Source organism: Bradyrhizobium sp. Leo114 (assembly GCF_055229415.2).
In genome coordinates this window covers 1-16,503 of record NZ_JBUYEN020000028.1, presented here as the reverse complement: position 1 = coordinate 16,503, position 16,503 = coordinate 1, and the positions used below count along the sequence as shown (strand labels likewise).

Here is a 16,503-nt window from a genome sequence, read left to right as displayed (position 1 = left end):
GAACACCTGCCGCCGACGACAGATCGGGTATGACATGCGCTAGGCTTCGCCGCTTCCGACCCGTAGCCGATATGTGAGGCCGCGCCGTTGACGTTGCCGCCCTCACCTTCCGTCGACCATTTCGACGAGCTGAATGAGATTGCCACATGTATCATCGAAGACAGCCATTCTGACGGGGCCAGCATCCATCGGCTGTACCGTGAATTCGACACCAAGCTGGCGCAACCGCTCGAATTCCTTTTCGAGATCATCCACCTTGAACGACGCTGCAGGAATCCCATCGTTCACGAGCGCAGATTTGTATGGCCTAACGGCAGGGTGCTCACTCGGCTCAAGCAGGAGTTCGGTTCCTTCCGGCGCCTCCTTCGACACAACAGTCAACCAGCGATGATCGCCGCCGAGCGGGATGTCGTGCTTGACGATGAAGCCCAGCTTCTCCGTGTAGAAATCCAGGGCTTTGGCCTGATCGTCAACGAAGACGCTCATGACATAGATCCTCATGTTCCACTCCCTTTTTTCGGATGTTTGTTGAGCCAGGCATCGGCTGCTTTCTGCAGAGGCGCAGTGTCGAAGCTATGCATCTTGGTGCGCCCGCTCCAATGCGGCTGGACCAGCCCAGCCCGCTCCAGCATGTCGAGGTGCTGCGAGATCGTTTGTCGCGACAGGCTTCCGCCATCCTCTGCGACCAACGAAGCGCAGATCTCAAACAAGGACTGCCCGGGACGCTTCGCCAAGCGATCAAGGATGCGGCGACGCACGGGATCGCCGAGCGCCTTGAAGACATTGTCGAGTTGGTCGTCGTCCACCCAGATCAACATGCAGCAATTTTACTGCATGCCAAGTTGCGCGTCGAAAGGGAACAGCGGCCATATGTCTCTGAGTGACGCGATGACGCGCGCAGCCTACGCTTACGCAAACGACGCTGACAGGATGCCTTTTGGCCTACCCGCGCAGATCGTTGTCATGAAGGGAAATTCGCGTCTCGCGCGCCAAGTCGATCAGAGACAGGCAAAACAGGACGAGCGCGCCGATGAACAACAGCGCGACCCCGTACTCGTGCGCCAGATCGAACATCGCGCTGACGAAAGCGACAATGATGATGAGCGCCGTGAGAATTCCCGAGACAACAGCGCAGAACAGTGCCCTGTTCAGAAGCGCGGCCCGCCGTTTGAGGCGGGGCAAATCAGCCTTGAGGAATGATTTGGAGGAATCATCGTCAGGAATGCCGTGAATAAACTGCGCGCGATCGATGATCCGGTTGATCCGGGAAACGAGCACAGAGATAAAGGCGGCGACGGCTCCAAGAAGGAACGCCGGAGCTGCGACAGTGGCGATGATACGACCGAGTTGGTCGACCGAAGGCATGACTGGCATCAAATCCGCTACACCTTGCATCGTTCGACAGGCAGTAAGGAGAGCGCGTAAGGATGCTTCCATTCATCAATTGTCTGTCCCCATCCGGAATGTGCCGCCTGGAATCCAGGTCATGCCCGGATGGTGGAAATCATGCGATAACGGTACGCGTGTCGCAAACCCGACGTTGCCCATAGGTTACTCGCAGCGAACGAGTTTCACCGTTTCAATCGATACTGCCGATTCCGGGTACGACGGTTAGGCCCAACCGCAATCAACAGCGTATCCCGCCTTCAAAGGCAGTCGCCAATCGAGCCTCATAACTTCACACTATCAGGTAGGGGGCCGACAAGAAAGCCCTGCCCGACCGTCGCATCACAGCGACGCAGTGCTGCAGCTTTGCTCCGCCGGCAGCTCCTCGGCATTCGGGTCGCCTGGGGCGGTCGCCCAGGCCAGTTCGACGAGCGTCACGATCCGCCGACCTGCACCGTCAAGCTGACAGACGATCAGGCCCTGATCCTCGATATAGGTCAGCAGACGCTGGGCGCGGCGGAGCGAGTGTGAGCCATAGGCGCGCGCGATCGCTGCATCGCTGGGGCACGGCCAGCCCTCCTTCGCCGCGCGAGCGATCATCATGAAGACGCCCTGCATATCCTCCGGCAAAATGGAGGCGCGAAGCGAGACATCCTGCCATGCGTCATCCTCGACCAGATCGGAGCCGAGCCCGGCGCGGGCGCGCGTCAGCATGCGGCGGAAGTCATTCAGATCCGGCACGGCCGAACCGAGACCCTCGATCCGGCAGCGGACCACGAACTCCTGATAGAGCACGCCGATGGCGCGGAAGCCCGCATCGGGCTCTGCCAGGACCGCGCTCAGGATCCGGTCCACCTGCTCGCGCCGCTCGGCCAGCTCCTCGTCGCTGATTCGCAGCTCGATCGCCTCGGGGCTGATATCCGGGACCGCGGACTTCGCCGCCCTGAGTTGCTCGAGAAGATCCGGCGCCGGCCGGCGCTGCGGCCGGCCAGCCTCGGGCGGCGGCGCCGCCAGGATCACGGCGCGCGCATCTTCCAGCGTCGCTTCCGGCAGCGGCAGCAGGCGCGGCGTCGCATTGCGCGCGTGGGTATCCGTCGCGCCAATGCGCAGCCCCAGCGGACGGCGGGACAGTGCCGGACCCAGCGCCATGAATTGTCCGCGCTCCAGGTCCCGGAAGGCCTCCGCCTGCCGCCGCTCCATGCCGAGAAGATCGGCGGCACGCGCCATGTCGATATCAAGGAAAGTCCGGCCCATGAGGAAATTGGAGGCCTCGGCCGCGACGTTCTTGGCGAGCTTGGCAAGTCGCTGGGTCGCGATGATCCCCGCAAGCCCACGTTTGCGGCCCCGGCACATGAGGTTGGTCATGGCGCCGAGCGAGAGCTTGCGCGCTTCGTCCGACACTTCCCCGGCGATCGCCGGCGCGAAGAGCTGCGCCTCATCCACCACCACAAGCATCGGGTACCAATGGTCGCGCTCGACGTCGAACAGTCCGCCGAGGAAGGCGGCGGCGCGGCGCATCTGGTTCTCTGCGTCCAGTCCCTCCAGATTGAGTACCGTGGAGACGCGATGGATGCGCGCCCGCTCGCCGGCAACCTGCAGGCCGCGCTCGGTATGGTCCTCGGCATCGATCACGAGGTGACCGAAACGATCGGCCAGCGTCACGAAGTCGCCTTCGGGGTCGATGATGGCCTGCTGCACCCAGGCGGCACTCTGTTCGAGCAGCCGACGCAGCAGATGGGATTTGCCGGAGCCTGAATTGCCCTGCACCAAGAGGCGGGTCGCCAGCAATTCCTCGAGATCCAGAACAGCCGGGGCGCCGGCTGTCGTGTGCCCCATCTCGATCGCAACGGTCATGTCCCGACTCAAACTCTCCTTGCGGAGAGGGGCTTATCAACCTGATCACAGCCCGTCGAGCGCCACAGGGCCAATCATCCCGTGTTCCACACAGCGTCCACCGCCAGCGCCGAATCGCGCGGTTCCGCCTTAATGCCTCTTGAGGTCGAAGCGCTTCAGCTTGCGGTGCAAGGTGGCGCGGCTGACGCCGAGCGCCTTCGCCGCGGCCGAGACATTGCCCTGTGCCCGCGCCAGCGCCCGCTGCAGGGCCGCACGCTGCGCGTCGCCGAGGTGCTCGCAGCGCCCTGCCCGGCCATCGAGCAGGTCGGCGGCCGGAACCGGCCGGAGTGCGCGGTCGGGCGGGATACCCAGGGCGAGCCGCGCCGAACGCGTGGCGCCGATCACGAGGTCGTCGCTGTCGATCGCGAGCAAGCCGCCGCCATTGGCCTCGGTCGGCGGGGTCAGCACGATCCGGGCATTCGCAAAGGCGTTGCGGAACAGCTCGGCCTCGATCCGCCGCGCCGCTTCGCCCGCCGCGAGCGCAATCAGGCTGGCAAAGGCATCAGTGCGGTCGGCGCGGCACGAGGACACATCGAGCACGCCGACGAGCCTTGCATGCTCGTCATAGATCGGGGCCGCGGTGCAGCTCAGCAGCGTGTTGCGGGTGAAGAAATGCTGTTCGCGGTCAATGGTCAGGACGCGCTGCTCGATCAGGCAGGTGCCGATCCCATTGGTACCCTCATGCTCCTCGTTCCAGATCGCCCCCGTCCACAAGCCCCACTCCTCGAAGGTGGAATCATCAGCCGCATGCCCGCGCCGTTCCAGCGGAATACCATCGTGATTGGCGAGCAGCACGCAACAGCCGGCGGCGCCCACGGCCTGGTACAGCCGATCCATGCTGGCTTGCGCCGCGCGCAATAGCGGCGCGATGCGCTCCCGCGCCTGTTGGAACTCAGCCTCGGTCAGCCGTTGCGGCGGCCGTGTGCCGGCGGGATCAAGCTGATGCAATCGGGAAGACCGTCGCCATGACGCCACCAGCGCGGATCGCGCGGCCTGGCCGGATTCGATCGCGGCTTCGACACGGGCCGCATGATGAGCGAGCTTGAGCTCCTTCATCCCGCTGATACTCCTCCCTTAACCCAATAATATAGGGCCTGCGGACCATGGCTTGCTTGACCTTCGTCAAAGTCAGTCACGGTAGGAGCTGGACCGCCATCGCGGGGCTCGCCGGCGTTTGATGCGTTCTTTTTGCCCCAACGGGGGCTACTGCGCTCGAAACGCTTCCACCTTACGGCAGTTGGGACGACTCGACAATTAGAGCGTTTTCAAGCGAAGCATGCCCTCGGACTCGATCCGAGGGTGGACGCCGGTTCGCGTAAAGAAACGCGTCAAAACAAGAATCTAGAGCTTCGGTTCTGATTCAATCAGAACCGAAAAATGCTCTAGTTCGGCCTGCCGATCCGCACCAGGTCGCGCGGGCTGGCGTAATCGAGCTGGTAGCGGGCGCGCTCATCCAGCATGTCGGGGTCGAGGCTCTCGGACCGGAGCAACGCGACACGCTTCTCGCCCTCAGCGCGCTCCTTCTTCAGCCGCTGCAACTCGGAGGTCAGCGCGATGATCTCCTGGTCGAGCTCCTGCCGCGCGTTCAGGCCGTATTTGCCGGTATAGGCATTGACGCCGAAATAGCCGATCATCAGGGCCGCCATCGTGTAGAGGGCGAGCCCGGTCAGGATCGACTTGAGGCGCGTGCGGGAGACCATGCCGCAGCTTGGGACGCCGCGGTTAATGGACTCCTAAAACGAAATCACTTGTTGTGCTTTTCAACGTGGGCCGCGAACGCGTCGATATACTGCTGCAGCACCTGCCGCAGCGCGTCCTTGGTGACCTCGCCATTGGCGTCGAAGGCGTCGCCGATCGCATTCAGATAGATCTCCGGCTGCTGCAGGATCGCCCCCGTAATCCCCGGAAGAATGTTCTGCAGGTGCTTGGCGGCCAACACGCCGCCGAGCGGCCCCGGCGAATTGCTGACGATGCCGACCGGCTTGCCGTTGAACGAGCTCTTGCCATAGGGGCGCGAGCCGACATCAATGGCGTTCTTCAGCACGCCCGGGATCGAGCGATTGTATTCCGGCGTCACGAACAGGATGCCGTTCGACTGCTGCAGCTTCTCCCGGAACGCCAGCCAGTCGGCCGGAGGGTTGGCCTCCAGGTCTTGGTTGAAGAAGGAAATGCCGGCTGGCGTGATGACGTCGAGCTTCAGCGAGGACGGCGCAAGCTTGGCAAGCGCGCGAGCGATCTTCAGCGAGAAGCTCTCCTTGCGCAGGCTGCCTGCGATGGTGACGACGGTGTAGGCCATTTGGTTTCCCTTTGATCGAGGAGTTCGACGGGGGACTTAAGCCGCCACGCCGAAAAGAATGCAAGTGCATGGAACATGCAATTGCGGAAACACAGCGTTCGCGGAAATGAGCCTGGCCGGAAATGTGGCGCCCGTAGCCCGGGTGGAGCGGAACGCGCAACCCGGGGCATCTGCATCAACGTCTAGGACGGTCCCGGGTTACGCTGGCGCTTCACCCGGGCTACGACGCTACTTATTCGGATTGATCAGGAATTTCTCGCCGGTTGCGCGCTTGGCATAGATGGCGATGTTGGAAAGCGACAGCGCTTCCGGCAGCGACACCACCTGCGTGTAGTGGCTTGCAAAGGTCGTTTTGAGTTCGTCGACCACACGCTGACGCAACCTTGCGAAATCCGCCGGCGGCAGCTTCTGCAGGAAATAGGTCAGGAGCCAGCCACCGACACCCCACGCCATGCCGAAGCCGCGCGGCAATTCGACCGGTCCGGTGTCGAGGCTGCCATAGACATAGACCTGCTTGTGCACGGCCGAGCCGTAGCGGCTGTATTCCTTGGCGGTCTTGCTGATCGCGATTTCCATCGCATTGAGGATCTGGCCGGCGAGCTTGCCGCCGCCGATCGCATCGAACGCGATGGTGGCGCCAGTCTCGACCAGCGCATTGGTGAGATCGTCGATAAATGTCGGCGCGGAGGAATCGACGACGTACTTGGCGCCGATCTTGTGCAGGATGTCGGCCTGCGCCTTGTTGCGCACGATGTTGACCAGGGGAATGCCGTCCTTGAGGCAGATCTTGTTCAGCATCTGGCCGAGATTGGAGGCGGCCGCGGTATGCACCAGCGCCTTGTGGCCCTCGCGCCGCATGGTCTCGGTCATGCCGAGCGCCGTCAGCGGATTGACGAAGCAGGAGGCGCCTTCCGCAGCCGTGGTGCCCTCGGGCAGCACCAGCACGTCCTTCGCCCGCGCCAGCCGATATTGCGCATACATCGCGCCGCCGAGTAGCGCGACCGTCTTGCCGAGCAGCGCCTTCGCCGCGTCAGACGATCCGGTCTTCACGACGACGCCGGCGCCTTCGTTGCCGACCGGCATCGACTGGTCGAGCCGCGCCGCAAGCCCGCCAAGCGCCGCTTGCGGCACTTTGGCGGAGATAACCGGAAATTCCTTGGTACCGGAAGTCTTGGCGGTCGAGAGGTCGGCAGGGCCGATCAGGAGCCCGAGGTCGGACGGATTGATCGGCGTGGCCTCGACGCGGACCACGATCTCGTCCGGGCCGGGTTCGGGGGTTGGCACCTCTACAAGCGAAATTTCCAGCTCGCCGCTCTTCTTGATCAACGAACGAAGCTGAAGCCCAGTCTTGCCGTCGGATGCCATCGTACCCCTCCCTTGCCTGTTGTCCGGCCGCCTTCAGTTAGGCGGGCCGGCCGCAACAAACAAGGGCCGACGCTGCGCCGGGTGGAGCGCAAGCGTAACCCGGGGGCCGCTGGTGAACGTTGAGGCCGCGGTCCCGGGTTGCGCTCCGCTCCACCCGGGCTACGAGACCAGGTCGACGTTCGCGATCAGCGTTATGCCAACGCCTTGAAGGCCGCCCTGCCCGCGTACTTCGCCTGCTTGCCGAGCTGCTGCTCGATGCGCAAGAGCTGATTGTACTTCGCGGTCCGGTCGGAGCGCGCCAGCGAGCCGGTCTTGATCTGTCCGCAATTTGTAGCGACCGCGAGATCGGCGATGGTGGAGTCTTCCGTCTCGCCGGAACGGTGCGACATCACCGAGGTGTACGCGGCCTTGTTCGCCATCTCGATCGCGGCAAGCGTCTCCGTGAGCGTGCCGATCTGGTTCACCTTGATCAGGATCGAGTTGGCGCGACCATTCTTGATGCCGTCGGCAAGCCGCGTCACATTGGTGACGAAGAGATCGTCGCCGACGAGCTGGCACTTGCCGCCGATCAGATCGGTCAGCTCCTTCCAGCCCTCCATGTCGTCTTCGGACATGCCGTCCTCGATGGTGACGATCGGATAGCGCGAAACCAGATCGGCGAGATATTTCGCCTGCTCGGAGCGCGAGCGCGTCTTGTTCTCGCCGCCATAGACGTACTTGCCGTCCTTGAAGAATTCGGTGGAGGCGCAGTCGAGCCCGAGCATGACGTCATCGCCGGCCTTGTAGCCGGCCTTGCCGATCGCGTTCATGATGAAATCGAGCGCAGCGTCCGCGGTCGGCAGGTTCGGCGCGAAGCCGCCCTCGTCGCCGACATTGGTGTTGTGGCCGGCCTTCTTCAATTCGCCGCGCAGCGTGTGGAAGATTTCCGAGCCGCAGCGCAGCGCGTCGGCGAAGGTTTCCACGCCGACCGGCAGGATCATGAATTCCTGGAAGTCGATCGGGTTGTCGGCATGCACGCCGCCATTGATGATGTTCATCATCGGCACCGGCAAGGTCCGCGCCGAGGTGCCGCCGACATAACGATAGAGCGGCATGTCGAAGGATTCGGCGGCCGCCTTGGCGCAGGCGAGCGAGACGCCGAGGATGGCGTTGGCACCAAGCCGGCTCTTGTTCGGCGTGCCGTCGAGCTCGATCATGATCTGGTCGATCCGGACCTGGTCCTCGACCGCGTGGTCGCTGAGCGCCTCGAATATCTCGCCGTTGACGGCGCCGATCGCCTTCTGCACGCCCTTGCCGAGATAGCGCGCCTTGTCGCCGTCGCGCAGCTCGACGGCCTCATGCGCCCCGGTGGAGGCGCCCGACGGCACCGCGGCGCGGCCCACCGCACCGTCTTCCAGCACCACATCGACCTCGACCGTGGGATTGCCGCGGCTGTCGAGAATTTCGCGGCCGATGATGTCGACGATAGCGGTCATGATGTGCACTTCCTCAGGTGTGGTTCTGGTCGGATGCGCTGCGTCATACACGGCAAGCAGGCAAATGTGAACGCTCACGCTTTGGCACGCATCTGACGCGGCAATGTGGTAGGTTTATGCTGATCTTCGCGTTTCAACCCATTGTTTCACAAAGCCGGGGTAACGCAATGAATCGTCGCAAGTTTCTCGCTTCGAGCGCCGCCGCAATCTTGGCCACGCCCACAGTGTTGCGCGGGGCCCGCGCCCAAGAGCCTCAGGCGGGCGCGTTCCCGGTGAAATATTTCCCGGTAGCCCGCGGAATGGGTTCGCGCGACGTCACGCCCGCCCCTGACGGCACGATCTGGTTCTGCGGACAACGCAATGGGAAGCTCGGCCGACTCGATCCGCGGAACGGCGCCTACAAGCTGATCGATCTCGGACAGGGCGCCGCACCTCACGGGGCCATCCTCGGCCCGGATGGCGCGCCATGGATCACCGAAGGTGGGCAGAATGCGATCGCCCGTGTCGACCCCGACGATCACAAAGTGAGGCTGTTTCCGCTGCCCGAAAAATTCGCCTATGCCAACCTCAATACCGGCGTGTTCGATAAAAGCGGAATCTACTGGTTCACCGGTCAGTCCGGCTACTATGGCCGGCTCGATCCCAAATCCGGTGAGATGAAGATATTCGAGGCGCCGAGAGGCGTCGGCCCCTACGGCATCACGGTCACGCCGAAGGGCGATGTCTGGTACGCCTCGCTCGCAGGGAGCCACATCGCCCGGATCGATCTCGCGACAGGGCGAGCGAGCGTAGTCGAGCCGCCGACGCCCAAGCAAGGCGCGCGGCGGATCTGGTCGGATTCACGGAGCCGCCTGTGGATCAGCGAATGGAACAGCGGCCAGGTGTCGATGCACGATCCCGCCGAGGGCTCCTGGAAGGCCTGGAAACTGCCGGGCGAGAATCCGCGCACCTATGCGGTCTATGTCGATGACAAGGACAAGGTCTGGCTCACCGATTTCTCGGCGAACGCGATCGTGCGCTTCGATCCGGTGACGGAGACGTTTCGCTCGTTCCCGAGCGACAAGCCCGGCGCGAATGTGCGGCAGCTCGACGGCCGGCCGGGCGAGACCTGGGGCGGCGAATCCGGCAACGACCGTCTCGTCATGATTCAAACGACGGCGCCGGCATAGGACGCAAACCTGCCGGTGCTCGTCGGCGATCTGACGCGCCTGCGCCCTCCCCTTGACGGTTGACGAACAACCTCGCTTGCGTCCATGTCAGCGCTCCCCGAAGGACAGATTTCATGGCGCAAAGATCCCTGCAGCTCGGCCGTGCCGTCAAATGGCCCGACACCCCGGACAAGGCCGTGCTCGACCGCGTGCCCAATCCGCAGGTAGGCACCGATTACCTGGTGCGGTTCGCCGTGCCGGAATTCACCTCGATCTGCCCGGTGACGGGCCAGCCGGATTTCGCGCATCTGGTGATCGACTACGTGCCGGGCCGCTGGCTGCTCGAGTCCAAATCGCTGAAGCTCTACGCCGCGAGCTTCCGCAATCACGGCGCCTTCCACGAGGACTGCACGGTGATGATCGGCAAGCGGATCGCAAGCGAGATCAAGCCGAAATGGCTCCGCATCGGCGGCTACTGGTATCCGCGCGGCGGCATTCCGATCGACGTATTCTTCCAGACCGGCCGTCTGCCCAAAGGCGTGTGGGTGCCCGACCAGGGCGTCGCGCCCTACCGCGGGCGGGGCTGAATCGGGACTGTCTCCGCGCAATAGCTCGGACTCCCTCTGCCGCTTGCGGGAGAGGGAGCGCAGCATCCATCGCCGATGCAATTCGACCTGATCTCATCATGCTCTACGCCGCGACGTCAGGGCGCCCCGCGGCGTCCGCCGGAATCCTCTGCTTCAGCAATTTGGCGCAGGCCAGTCCCAGCGCGATCATGATTGCCGCTGATGTGAGCAAGGTCGGCACCTTGCCGGCATGCGCGAGGCCGAAGCCATAGGCGATTGGGCCCACGGTCTGGCCCATGAAGAAAAAGAACGAATGCAGGGACATCGCGGTCGCGCGCGCCTCCACCGACAGCTCGCTGGCGAATACCTGCAGGCAGCCATGGATCATGTAGAAGCCCCAGCCCATCGCCAGCAGGCTCAGCGCCTGCACCTTCCAGCCGGGACTGAACGCGACGGCCACTAGCTGGACGGCGACCAGCGTCGCGCCTGCGATCATCATGCCCTTGACGCCGAGCCGTGGCAGAAAGCGCGATACGGTCATGGTGTAGAACAGCCCGCCCACCGCGAACCCCGCGATGACGATGCCCGCGATCGACAGCGAAGTTTCACCGAGATCGAACAGGAACGACGCCACGAATGGAAACAGCCCGAGCACGCAGCAGCCTTCGATGAAGACTGCGGAATAGCAGACGGGCGCGTTTGGATTGGTGAAGATGGTGCGGTAGCCCTGCTTCAAAGCGGAAAAGCTCGTCTTGGGCGGATGCGCGAGCTTCGCGCCACGGAAGCCGGCGAGCACCGCAAGCGAAGCTAGAACGACGAGGGCGCCGAGCACGGCGAGCACGCCGCGCCAGCCGAGAAAATCGCCGATCAGGCCGGAGGCCGAAGCGCCCAGCAGGTTGCCGGTCATGGCGCCCGCAAGCGTCCGCCCGATTGCGACCTGCCGCTTGTCGGGCGCCACGAGATCGCTGGTCAGGCCGAGCGCGATCGGAAACACGCCGCCGGAGCCGATGCCGGCGAGGATGCGAGTGGCGAACAGCATCGAGAAGGATGTCGACAGCGCGCCGAGAATGTTGGCGAGCCCGAGCAGCACGAGACAGATGATCATCAGCCGCGCCTTGCCGAACAGGTCGGCGGCGGCGCCCAGCAGCGGTTGGACGATGGCGAAGGTGAAGGCGAACACCGCGGCAAAACTTGCGGCGGTGGCGATGCTGACGCTGAACTCGTCGGCGACATGCGGAAGCACCGGATCGAGCGCACGCGCCGAAAGACTCGCGGCAAAGGTCGCGATCGCAATGATGTTGAGCGCCGGCGGCAGGCGGCCAGTTGCGGTCACGCGTTTCGCACCCGCCCGCTCAACGCGCCGCCTTCTTGGCCAGCGCGTCGAATTGCATCAGCGTCCTGACCAGCCCCTCGAACTCGCGGAGCGGCACCATGTTCGGCCCGTCGGATGGGGCGCGATCGGGATCGGGATGGGTCTCGATGAAGACGCCGGCAACGCCGACCGCAACGGCCGCGCGCGCCAGCACGGGGACGAATTCGCGCTCGCCGCCCGAGGATGCCCCCTTCCCGCCCGGTTGCTGCACCGAATGGGTGGCGTCAAAGATAACAGGCGCGCCGGTGGTGCGCGCGAGGATCGGCAGCGCGCGCATGTCGGAGACCAGCGTGTTGTAGCCAAAGGACGCGCCGCGCTCGGTCACCAGCACGTTCGGGTTGTCGGCGCTAGTGAGTTTTGCAACCACGTTGGCCATGTCCCACGGCGCCAGGAACTGGCCCTTCTTGACGTTGACGACCTTTCCGGTTGCGGCGGCCGCAAGCAGCAGATCGGTCTGCCGGCAGAGGAAGGCCGGAATCTGCAGCACGTCGACCGCCGGCGCAACCTCCGCGCATTGCGCGGGCTCGTGCACGTCGGTCAGGACAGGCAGGCCGAGCGAGGACCGGATCTCGGCAAAGATCGGCAGCGCCTGCGCCAGCCCGATGCCGCGCGCGGCGGATGCGCTGGTGCGGTTGGCCTTGTCGAAAGACGTCTTGTAGACCAGCCCAACGTTCAGCCGACCTGCGATCTCCTTCAGCGCGCTGGCTACCTCCAGCGCATGCGCCCGGCTCTCGAGCTGGCACGGCCCGGCGATGATTGAGATCGGCAGATCGTTGCCGAACTTGACCGGGCCGACATTGACGATGGGAGCCGCCGAGATCTTGGCGTTCAAGGGTGTGTCCTTTCCGTTTCGCGCGGACCATGCCGATCCGCGACACCAGGATCAACCCGTATTGCCCCCGGGAATATCAGGGTTGCACTGAGTCTCACTTCAGCGCGGAGAATGTGGTCGGCACCAGCAACTGGTTGACGATATTGCCGACGATCTGGCCGTCCTCTTCGGTCTTGGCCCGCGCCGAAATCCACTCCGGATCGGTCTGGAACGCCGTCCATTTCTTTTCGCGATCGGCAAGCGATTCCCAAGCCAGGATGTAGGTCAGCTCCTGATTGGATTCGCCGACCAGCGTTGTGAAGAAACCGACCTGCTTGATACCGTGCTTCTCCCACAGCTTGAGCGTGATGGTGTCGAAGCGCTTGAGCAGTGCCGGCAGCCGGCCCGGCAGGCAGCGATAGATGCGGGTCTCATAGATCATTCGGCAGTCCTCCCTATTCTTGTGTGCTTGGCGTGGCAGTTATAGCCGCTACCAGGAAGACTGTCTTGATCGGGCCATGCACGCCCCGCAGCGGCGCGCGCATAACTATGCCACCCTACGCCTGTCATTCGGGGGCGCGCGCTGCGCGAGCCCGGAATCCATTTGTCCATGTAATCTGCGGCCCGATAGATTCCGGGCCTGCGCCTTCGGCGCATCCCGGAATGACGGCCTAGACCAGCCGCGATTGCGCCATCGCCGCCTGGATGAACGAGGCAAAGAGCGGATGCGGCTCGAACGGGCGCGACTTCAATTCGGGGTGGAATTGCACACCGATGAACCAGGGATGGTCCTCGTATTCGACGATCTCCGGCAATACGCCGTCGGGTGACAGACCCGAGAAGCGCAGGCCGTGCTGCTCGAGCCGGTCCTTGTAGGCGGTATTGACCTCGTAGCGGTGGCGATGGCGCTCGGAGATTTCGGTGGCGCCGCCATAGACTTCGGAGACGCGGCTGCCGCGCTTGAGGACTGCCGGATACGCGCCGAGCCGCATGGTGCCGCCGAGATCGCCAGCCTGCGACCGCCTCTCCAGTTCGTTGCCGCGCAGCCATTCCGTCATCAGGCCAACCAAGGGCTCAGGCGTCGGGCCGAATTCGGTGGAATTGGCCTGCTCGATGCCGACCAGATTGCGCGCGGCCTCGATCACCGCCATCTGCATGCCGAAGCAGATGCCGAAATACGGCACGTCGCGCTCGCGGGCGAATTGCGCCGCCCGGATTTTCCCTTCCGCGCCGCGCTGGCCAAAGCCGCCGGGCACCAGGATGCCGTTGACGTGCTCGAGGAACGGCGCGGGATCCTCGTTCTCGAACACCTCACTCTCGATCCAGTCGAGATTGACCTTCACCTTGTTGGCGATGCCGCCATGGGAGAGCGCCTCGATCAGCGACTTATAGGCATCCTTCATCCCGGTATATTTGCCGACGATCGCGATCGTCACGGCGCCCTCGGGATTGCGGACGCGCTCGTTGATGACGTGCCAGCTCTGCAGCGCCGGTGGAATCTTCGGCGCGATCCCGAACGCGGCCAGCACCTCGTCGTCGAGGCCGGCGGCGTGATAGGCCTCGGGCACGGCATAGATGTTGTCGACGTCGCGCGCCTCGATCACGGCACTTTCGCGCACGTTGCAGAACAGCCCGAGCTTGCGCCGCTCCTCCTTCGGAATCTCGCGGTCGGTGCGGCAGAGCAGGATATCCGGCTGGATGCCGATCGAGCGTAGTTCCTTCACCGAATGCTGGGTCGGCTTTGTCTTGAGCTCGCCCGCACTTGGGATGTACGGCAAAAGCGTCAGATGAATGTAGACCGCATGATCGCGCGGCAATTCATTCTTGAGCTGACGGATCGCCTCGAAGAACGGCAGCCCCTCAATGTCGCCCACCGTGCCGCCGATCTCGACCAGGACGAAATCATAGGCGTCGTTGCCGTCGAGCACGAATTCCTTGATCGCGTTGGTCACGTGCGGGACCACCTGGATGGTGGCGCCGAGATAATCGCCGCGCCGTTCCTTCGAGATGATGTCCTGGTAGATGCGCCCGGTGGTGATGTTGTCGGCCTTGGTCGCCGGCCGTCCGGTGAAGCGCTCGTAATGGCCGAGATCGAGATCGGTCTCGGCGCCGTCGTCGGTCACGAACACTTCGCCGTGCTGGTACGGCGACATCGTTCCGGGATCGAGGTTGAGATAAGGATCGAGCTTGCGGAGGCGGACCTTGTACCCGCGTGCCTGCAGCAGGGCACCGAGTGCCGCTGAAGCCAGACCCTTGCCGAGTGAGGAGACCACGCCGCCGGTGATGAATATGTACCGCGCCATGGGGCCTAACCTCTATCTCGACGAGGGCGATTCGCCAAAATGATTCGTGTCCTCCCGGCAAACTTGTTGCCGGGCTGTGAGTGACGTGAATTTTACTGCTTAGTCAGAGCGTTAATGGCGATTCCTGACGGAGGATGCCAGTCCTGCACCCTGCATAGCCACCCCGCATTATTGCGAGCGCGGCGCCTGCGGGCCGCCGGCGGGGGCCTGCTGGCCCTGCTGTTCGTCGGCCTTCTTCAGGGAATCCAGGATGCCGCCCGAGGTCGGCGGCGTGATCGGCGCGCCGCCCGCGGGCTGCTGCGTCGGCGCCGGGGCGCCGGTGCCGAGGACAGAGGTCGGCTGGCGGCTGAGGCCGGCATGCCAGGACAGAAACAGGCTGGTCGCAAAGAACAATACCGCCAGGACCGCGGTGGTCCGCGTCAGCAGGTTCGCGGTGCCGCGGCTCGACATGAAGCCCGCCCCCCCACCCATGCCAAGGCCGCCGCCCTCGGATTTCTGCAGCAGCACGGCCCCGATCATCACGGCGACGATCATGAGGTGGATGACGATGACGACAGTCTGCATTGTGACCTTCCGTCGCAAGCCTAGAAGCGCCGGGTTCCGGCGGCTCACACGGCTATCAGCGGGTTTTCCTGAAGTTGCGCGGTGTTACACGATCGGGACCGGCAACGCCACCCCAATAACCGCCGCAATCTAGCTAGGGAGCGCCCGCCGCGGTCGCAAGGAAATCGGCTGCCTTCAGGCTGGCACCGCCGACCAACGCGCCGTTGACATTGGCAACGCCCAATAGCTCGGCCGCATTCGAGGGTTTTACGGAGCCGCCATAGAGAATCCGGACATTTACGCCCTCTCCTTTGAAGCGTTCCGTCAAGAACCCCCGGATAAACTTATGAACTTGCTCGACATCCTGCACCGTCGGGGTCAGCCCGGTACCGATCGCCCAGACCGGCTCGTAGGCGACCACCAAATTGGCCGCGGTCGAACCGTCCGGCAGCGAGCCCTTGAGCTGGGTGCCGCAGACATCCAGCGCCCGCCCGGCATCGCGCTGCTCGCGGGTCTCGCCGATGCAGACGATCGCGGTGAGGCCTGCGCGCCAGGCAGCTTCGGCCTTCTGGCGGACCAGCGCATCGGTCTCGCCATGGTCGGCGCGGCGCTCGGAATGGCCGACGATGATGGCGCTGGCGCCGGCATCCGCCAGCATTTCCGCCGAGATGTCCCCGGTATGGGCTCCGGAGGCCTTGGGATGGCAATCCTGGGCCCCGACCACGACCTTCGAGCCACGGGCCTTGTCGGCGAAAGCGGCAATCAAGGTCGCCGGCGGGCAGACCAGGAGATCGGCCTTGCCGGCCAGCGCGCCGGCCCCCGCCAGCATGGCGTCGAATTCGCCGATGGAGGCTTTCAGGCCGTTCATTTTCCAATTGCCGGCGATCAGCGGCCGGATGGCGTCGGTCATGGCAGGATTCCCGAGAAATGGTGGTCGACATGCGCTAGGTCGTGTGGACAGTTACCTTATCCAGAGCAGAGTAGCGGCAATGGTGACAACGGCGAAGTAGTTTCGCGCGGTCTTTTCGTAGCGCGTGGCGACACGCCTGAACTGCTTCAATTTTGAGAAACAGCATTCGACGAGGTGACGCTCGGCGTAAAGGGGCTTGTTGAGCGGATATTTCTTGGTCCGCGAAGGATTATTTGGAATGACGGCCTGTGCGCCCTTTGCGGCGATGGCGGTTCTGAACGCGTCGGAATCGTAGGCCGCATCCGCCATGACGAACTCGGCTGCAAGACCCTCGACGAGGGGCTGGGCTTGTGGGGCATCGCCGGCTTGGCCTGCCGTCAGGAAGAAACGGACCGGACAGCCCAAGCCGCGGACGGCCATATGGATCTTAGTCGT

Annotated in this window: 18 protein-coding genes; 2 read left to right on the top strand and 16 right to left on the bottom strand. The window is 63.9% G+C overall.

Annotation, left to right across the window (positions count from 1 at the left end; all coding sequences use genetic code 11):
- Window positions 1-102 precede the first annotated feature (102 nt).
- The 9 genes from ACZIRK_RS28860 to eno all read right to left on the bottom strand — a co-directional run bounded on the left by ACZIRK_RS28860 (window position 103) and on the right by eno (window position 8,415).
- Window positions 103-486: a VOC family protein gene (locus ACZIRK_RS28860; RefSeq protein ID WP_283813329.1), complete on the bottom strand. Its 384-nt coding sequence runs from the start codon at window positions 484-486 to the stop codon at window positions 103-105.
- 11 nt (window positions 487-497) lie between these two features.
- A complete protein-coding gene (locus tag ACZIRK_RS28855) occupies window positions 498-818 on the bottom strand; it encodes an ArsR/SmtB family transcription factor (RefSeq protein ID WP_130229889.1) in 321 nt (106 codons plus the stop codon).
- 124 nt (window positions 819-942) lie between these two features.
- The gene (locus tag ACZIRK_RS28850) at window positions 943-1,365 is read right to left on the bottom strand and encodes a DUF2721 domain-containing protein (protein ID WP_245475074.1); all 423 of its coding nucleotides are present in this window, start codon (window positions 1,363-1,365) and stop codon (window positions 943-945) included.
- Between the two features lie 363 nt (window positions 1,366-1,728).
- Window positions 1,729-3,240, bottom strand: coding sequence for a helicase HerA domain-containing protein (locus ACZIRK_RS28845; protein ID WP_474418664.1), 1,512 nt, complete (start codon window positions 3,238-3,240; stop codon window positions 1,729-1,731).
- 129 nt (window positions 3,241-3,369) lie between these two features.
- Window positions 3,370-4,335, bottom strand: coding sequence for a GAF domain-containing protein (locus ACZIRK_RS28840; RefSeq protein WP_474418663.1), 966 nt, complete (start codon window positions 4,333-4,335; stop codon window positions 3,370-3,372).
- Between the two features lie 326 nt (window positions 4,336-4,661).
- Entirely contained in the window at window positions 4,662-4,979 is a 318-nt protein-coding gene (locus ACZIRK_RS28835) for an FtsB family cell division protein (protein WP_130230352.1), read from the bottom strand.
- Window positions 4,980-5,023: 44 nt separating this feature from the next.
- Window positions 5,024-5,575 (bottom strand): NADPH-dependent FMN reductase, encoded by a 552-nt coding sequence (locus ACZIRK_RS28830; protein ID WP_130230354.1) that lies wholly within the window; start codon window positions 5,573-5,575, stop codon window positions 5,024-5,026.
- Window positions 5,576-5,803: 228 nt separating this feature from the next.
- Window positions 5,804-6,940 carry a zinc-binding dehydrogenase gene (locus ACZIRK_RS28825; RefSeq protein WP_130230356.1) on the bottom strand — a complete coding sequence of 379 codons (1,137 nt, stop codon included), beginning with the start codon at window positions 6,938-6,940 and terminating at the stop codon, window positions 5,804-5,806.
- A gap of 191 nt (window positions 6,941-7,131) precedes the next feature.
- A complete protein-coding gene (eno, locus tag ACZIRK_RS28820; protein WP_130230358.1) occupies window positions 7,132-8,415 on the bottom strand; it encodes a phosphopyruvate hydratase in 1,284 nt (427 codons plus the stop codon).
- Between the two features lie 167 nt (window positions 8,416-8,582).
- Between eno and ACZIRK_RS28815 the strand changes: the two genes are divergently transcribed.
- On the top strand, window positions 8,583-9,584 hold the full coding sequence (locus ACZIRK_RS28815) for a Vgb family protein (RefSeq protein WP_130230360.1): 1,002 nt from the start codon (window positions 8,583-8,585) through the stop codon (window positions 9,582-9,584).
- Window positions 9,585-9,697: 113 nt separating this feature from the next.
- Entirely contained in the window at window positions 9,698-10,150 is a 453-nt protein-coding gene (queF, locus tag ACZIRK_RS28810) for a preQ(1) synthase (protein WP_130230362.1), read from the top strand.
- 103 nt (window positions 10,151-10,253) lie between these two features.
- On the opposite strand, the gene ACZIRK_RS28805 is transcribed toward queF, so the two are convergent.
- The 7 genes from ACZIRK_RS28805 to ACZIRK_RS28775 all read right to left on the bottom strand — a co-directional run.
- On the bottom strand, window positions 10,254-11,462 hold the full coding sequence (locus ACZIRK_RS28805; protein ID WP_130230364.1) for an MFS transporter: 1,209 nt from the start codon (window positions 11,460-11,462) through the stop codon (window positions 10,254-10,256).
- Window positions 11,463-11,481: 19 nt separating this feature from the next.
- On the bottom strand, window positions 11,482-12,333 hold the full coding sequence (gene kdsA, locus ACZIRK_RS28800; RefSeq protein WP_130230366.1) for a 3-deoxy-8-phosphooctulonate synthase: 852 nt from the start codon (window positions 12,331-12,333) through the stop codon (window positions 11,482-11,484).
- A 94-nt stretch (window positions 12,334-12,427) separates the two neighbouring features.
- Entirely contained in the window at window positions 12,428-12,754 is a 327-nt protein-coding gene (locus ACZIRK_RS28795; protein ID WP_130230368.1) for an NIPSNAP family protein, read from the bottom strand.
- A 229-nt stretch (window positions 12,755-12,983) separates the two neighbouring features.
- Window positions 12,984-14,615, bottom strand: coding sequence for a CTP synthase (locus ACZIRK_RS28790; RefSeq protein WP_130230370.1), 1,632 nt, complete (start codon window positions 14,613-14,615; stop codon window positions 12,984-12,986).
- A 168-nt stretch (window positions 14,616-14,783) separates the two neighbouring features.
- On the bottom strand, window positions 14,784-15,179 hold the full coding sequence (gene secG / locus ACZIRK_RS28785) for a preprotein translocase subunit SecG (RefSeq protein ID WP_028167524.1): 396 nt from the start codon (window positions 15,177-15,179) through the stop codon (window positions 14,784-14,786).
- Between the two features lie 133 nt (window positions 15,180-15,312).
- A complete protein-coding gene (gene tpiA / locus ACZIRK_RS28780) occupies window positions 15,313-16,068 on the bottom strand; it encodes a triose-phosphate isomerase (protein ID WP_130231962.1) in 756 nt (251 codons plus the stop codon).
- 51 nt (window positions 16,069-16,119) lie between these two features.
- Window positions 16,120-16,503: IS5 family transposase (locus tag ACZIRK_RS28775; protein WP_474418662.1), on the bottom strand; the 384-nt coding region annotated here is incomplete at its 5' end.

Excerpts from the sequence above, each read along its gene's own strand:
- ACZIRK_RS28790 (WP_130230370.1), bottom strand. The coding sequence starts at position 14,615 with ATGGCGCGGTACATATTCATCACCGGCGGCGTGGTCTCCTCACTCGGC.
- eno (WP_130230358.1), bottom strand. The coding sequence starts at position 8,415 with ATGACCGCTATCGTCGACATCATCGGCCGCGAAATTCTCGACAGCCGC.
- tpiA (WP_130231962.1), bottom strand. The coding sequence starts at position 16,068 with ATGACCGACGCCATCCGGCCGCTGATCGCCGGCAATTGGAAAATGAAC.
- secG (WP_028167524.1), bottom strand. The coding sequence starts at position 15,179 with ATGCAGACTGTCGTCATCGTCATCCACCTCATGATCGTCGCCGTGATG.
- ACZIRK_RS28840 (WP_474418663.1), bottom strand. The coding sequence starts at position 4,335 with ATGAAGGAGCTCAAGCTCGCTCATCATGCGGCCCGTGTCGAAGCCGCG.
- ACZIRK_RS28850 (WP_245475074.1), bottom strand. The coding sequence starts at position 1,365 with ATGCCTTCGGTCGACCAACTCGGTCGTATCATCGCCACTGTCGCAGCT.
- ACZIRK_RS28855 (WP_130229889.1), bottom strand. The coding sequence starts at position 818 with ATGTTGATCTGGGTGGACGACGACCAACTCGACAATGTCTTCAAGGCG.
- ACZIRK_RS28835 (WP_130230352.1), bottom strand. The coding sequence starts at position 4,979 with ATGGTCTCCCGCACGCGCCTCAAGTCGATCCTGACCGGGCTCGCCCTC.
- ACZIRK_RS28815 (WP_130230360.1), top strand. The coding sequence starts at position 8,583 with ATGAATCGTCGCAAGTTTCTCGCTTCGAGCGCCGCCGCAATCTTGGCC.
- ACZIRK_RS28860 (WP_283813329.1), bottom strand. The coding sequence starts at position 486 with ATGAGCGTCTTCGTTGACGATCAGGCCAAAGCCCTGGATTTCTACACG.
- ACZIRK_RS28825 (WP_130230356.1), bottom strand. The coding sequence starts at position 6,940 with ATGGCATCCGACGGCAAGACTGGGCTTCAGCTTCGTTCGTTGATCAAG.
- queF (WP_130230362.1), top strand. The coding sequence starts at position 9,698 with ATGGCGCAAAGATCCCTGCAGCTCGGCCGTGCCGTCAAATGGCCCGAC.
- ACZIRK_RS28845 (WP_474418664.1), bottom strand. The coding sequence starts at position 3,240 with ATGACCGTTGCGATCGAGATGGGGCACACGACAGCCGGCGCCCCGGCT.
- ACZIRK_RS28830 (WP_130230354.1), bottom strand. The coding sequence starts at position 5,575 with ATGGCCTACACCGTCGTCACCATCGCAGGCAGCCTGCGCAAGGAGAGC.
- ACZIRK_RS28795 (WP_130230368.1), bottom strand. The coding sequence starts at position 12,754 with ATGATCTATGAGACCCGCATCTATCGCTGCCTGCCGGGCCGGCTGCCG.